Source organism: Rhizobium sp. P1_E1 (assembly GCF_056406015.1).
The window spans coordinates 1-3141 of sequence record NZ_JBFUAY010000362.1 but is presented as its reverse complement, the minus strand read 5'-3'; the positions used below and the strand labels follow the sequence as shown (position 1 = coordinate 3141).

Annotated in this window: 2 protein-coding genes; both read left to right on the top strand. The window is 60.3% G+C overall.

Annotated elements, in window-relative coordinates:
- A partial coding sequence (locus AC1D1Z_RS35660) for an iron-siderophore ABC transporter substrate-binding protein (RefSeq protein WP_477853505.1) occupies positions 1–832 on the top strand: 832 nt, incomplete at its 5' end.
- The gene (gene fhuB / locus AC1D1Z_RS35655) at positions 832–2802 is read left to right on the top strand and encodes a Fe(3+)-hydroxamate ABC transporter permease FhuB (protein WP_131647245.1); all 1971 of its coding nucleotides are present in this window, start codon (positions 832–834) and stop codon (positions 2800–2802) included. The genes AC1D1Z_RS35660 and fhuB, both read left to right, overlap by 1 nt.
- The last annotated feature ends 339 nt before the right edge of the window (positions 2803–3141 follow it).

Sequence of the window (3141 nt, the reverse complement as noted above, 5' to 3'; positions counted from 1 at the left end):
CGTTCCAGCTCCGCTGTTTGCGCAGTCGATAGGCCCAAGGATCGTCAGCCTCGACTATGGCCTTGCGTCCACTCTCTTATCCCTCGGATTGCCTCCGGTCGGGATTTCGGACCTCGCCGATTGGGACAGATGGGTTGTCGAGCCGCCGATGCCAAAATCCGTCGTCGATATTGGCAGTTCGTTCGAGGTCAATTTTGAAATTCTCGTCACGCTGAAGCCCGACATTATCTTGACCACACCTTACCTGGATGAGCTGTTGCCCAAGCTACAGTCGGTGGCGAAAGTCGTTCGGCTGGAAGTCTTTACGCCGGGCATTGGATCTATTCTTCCCGCTGCCATCGCGGCGACGCGTAAATTGGCTGGTGAGCTTGGCCGCGAGAATGAAGCAGAGCAGTTCCTCGCGCGCGCCGACGCCTTCTTCGAGCGATGCGGCAGTCGGCTGGCGGGCAAGAACCTGCCGCCAGTCGCCCTCGTGAATTTCATGGATGCCCGCCATGTCCGCATCTACTCGAGTCCTGGGCTGTTCCACAATGTGCTCGAGCGCATCGGTGTCCGCAACGCCTGGACCAGAGAGTCGAACTACTGGGGTTTTGAAACGATCGGTATTGAAGATCTCTCCAAGATCACCGATCCGGACGCGCGTCTGATCGCCTTTGATCCCGTTCCTCCGGACGTTCTTCCGAAACTCGCTCAGAGCCCGCTGTGGAACAGGCTGGCGTTTGCGCGTCCGGGCCATCTGTCGATTCTGCCGCCGGCCCAGATGTTTGGCATGGTGAACGAGGCCATGCGCTTCGCGGGCCTTTTGACAGATCTTCTGGAAAAAGAAGCATGATGATATCCCGCCGCGACAATATCGGGCCAGCAATTGTCTTCCTCCTCCTGATTGGCGGTGGAGGCGTGGCATCGTGGTTTCTTGCCGCTCCGGCGCTGTCAGAAATGGCTCGACCGGATTACGATGTCACGCGAATGGTGTTCACCTATTCGACGCTTCCCCGTCTTGCGACGGCGCTGATTGCCGGAGCCGCGCTTGCCTTGTCGGGGGCGCTGTTTCAGCAAGTTTTGCGAAACCCGCTCGCCGATCCGACCACCCTCGGCGTGTCGGCCGGAGCAAACCTGGCGCTGGTGGTAACATCGCTGTTTCTCCCCGACTTGCTTGGCGCCGGCCGTGATCTTGTCGCTCTGATCGGCAGTGCGACCGCTGCCGTGATCGTCGTCAGCCTGGGCGCGCGCCGCGGTTTTTCGCCTTATTCGCTTGTTCTGTCGGGGCTGGTTCTCAGTCTATGGTGTGGTGGCCTCTCTGCCATCCTGACCTATTTGAACCAGCGCTATCTCTCGAGCCTGTTCATCTGGGGCGCCGGCTCGCTGGCACAGCAAAGCTGGGTCATTCCCTTGTCGCTTCTTTGGAAGTTCGGCGCCATCGCCATCGTCTGCGCTTTCGTGATGAGACCGCTTTCGCTGCTCGATCTTGGCGAGAGCAGTTCCACGGCGCTGGGCGTCCGATTGGTCCGCCTGCGTTTCATTGTCGTGGCGCTTGCTGTCGCGCTTGCTGCATTTGTCACGAGCGCCGTTGGGGTCATTGGTTTCATTGGACTGGTCGCGCCGACGATTGCGCGATTGTCCGGAGCACGGCGTCCCGCGCAGCTCATCTTCTGGTGCCCCCTGATCGGCGCCGGGCTGCTTCTCTTCGCCGACTCCGTTTTGCAACTCGTCGCAGGCGGGCTTGGTGACTTTTTGCCGACCGGGGCGGTAACAGCCATCTTCGGCTCGCCGCTGCTTCTCGCGCTCCTGCCTCGGCTGAAGATCCGTCATAGACTACAGCAATCGCCGGCGTTCAGACGGTCACGCCGGTGGGATGGAACGGCACCGGTCATCATCGCTGCTGCCGGCCTGCTTGTGCTGTTGACGGTCAGCGTTTTTGTCGGACGTGACGTCAATGGCGGCTGGGCTCTCGCTTCCGGCGAATTCTCGTACGATGTCCTTGCTATCAGGATACCTAAAATCCTCGCCGCCCTGACATCGGGCGCGATGCTTGCGGTCGCGGGCTCGATCCTTCAGCGGCTGACCGGAAACGAAATGGCAAGTCCCGAAGTTCTGGGAATCAGTACCGGCGCGACCTTCGGCGTTGCGATTGCGCTCTTTGCCGTTACTCCAGGGTTTTCCGGTCAATTTGCCTTTGCCGTGGCAGGTGCGATCAGTGTGCTTGTCGTCATCTTCGCCAGCTCCCGGCGATCGGCGTTCGCTCCGGAGCGAGTCCTGCTTGCGGGCATTGCCCTAAGCGCGATGGTCGATGCCGTCGTCGGCGTGTTGAGCTCGACGGGAGATCCGAGAGCAGTTCTGCTGATGCGGTGGATGAGCGGGTCCACTTATCTTATCGAGGGATCGACCGCCGCAACGGAGGTGGCGCTCGGTGGCGTGCTGATTGCCGTCTCGCTCGCGGTCCGCCGCTGGCTTGACATACTTCCCCTTGGGCCGTCTCCTTCGGCGGCGGTCGGTATACCATTGGCGAAATCGCGATTTGCGCTTTTTGGCCTCGCAGGATTGCTGACGGCCGCCGCGACGCTGACGGTTGGCCCGTTGTCATTCATTGGCCTCATGGGACCTCACCTTGCGCGGGAAGCGGGATTGGCACGCGCGCTGCCGCAAATGGTTGGTGCCGCTCTGATCGGAGGGGGGCTTATGGTTGCTGCCGATTTCGTCGGCCGCACGATCGTATCGCCCTACCAGATTCCGGCCGGTCTTGTTTCCGCACTCATCGGCGCACCGTTCTTGATGCTGATGATGCGGAAACGCCGTGTGAGCTGAGGGTTGCCCATACGAAGGGGACGACCATGAGGCCGGYCAGCAGGGACACACCGGCGCGATAGTTCGGCTTCTCCTTGGATAACTGCTTCTTGCGACGATTACCGGTATGACCGCGGCAGCGATAGCGAAAGGCCTTGTATTGTCGAAAACTGTAGGACGTTCGTTCTCGAAAGAACAAATTCCTGGAACGCGGCTAGAACGCCGCGCTTCTTTTTCAGCCGCCCGCCGCTGTAACACTTTGAATTACTGCATAATTCCGGCGCTCAGATTGCGGACGCCGCCTTGATCGGACAAGGCGGCCTTTACCAGGAATACTTCAGGGTGCCGACGACCTTGCGC

Excerpts from the sequence above, each read along its gene's own strand:
- fhuB (WP_131647245.1), top strand. The coding sequence starts at position 832 with ATGATATCCCGCCGCGACAATATCGGGCCAGCAATTGTCTTCCTCCTC.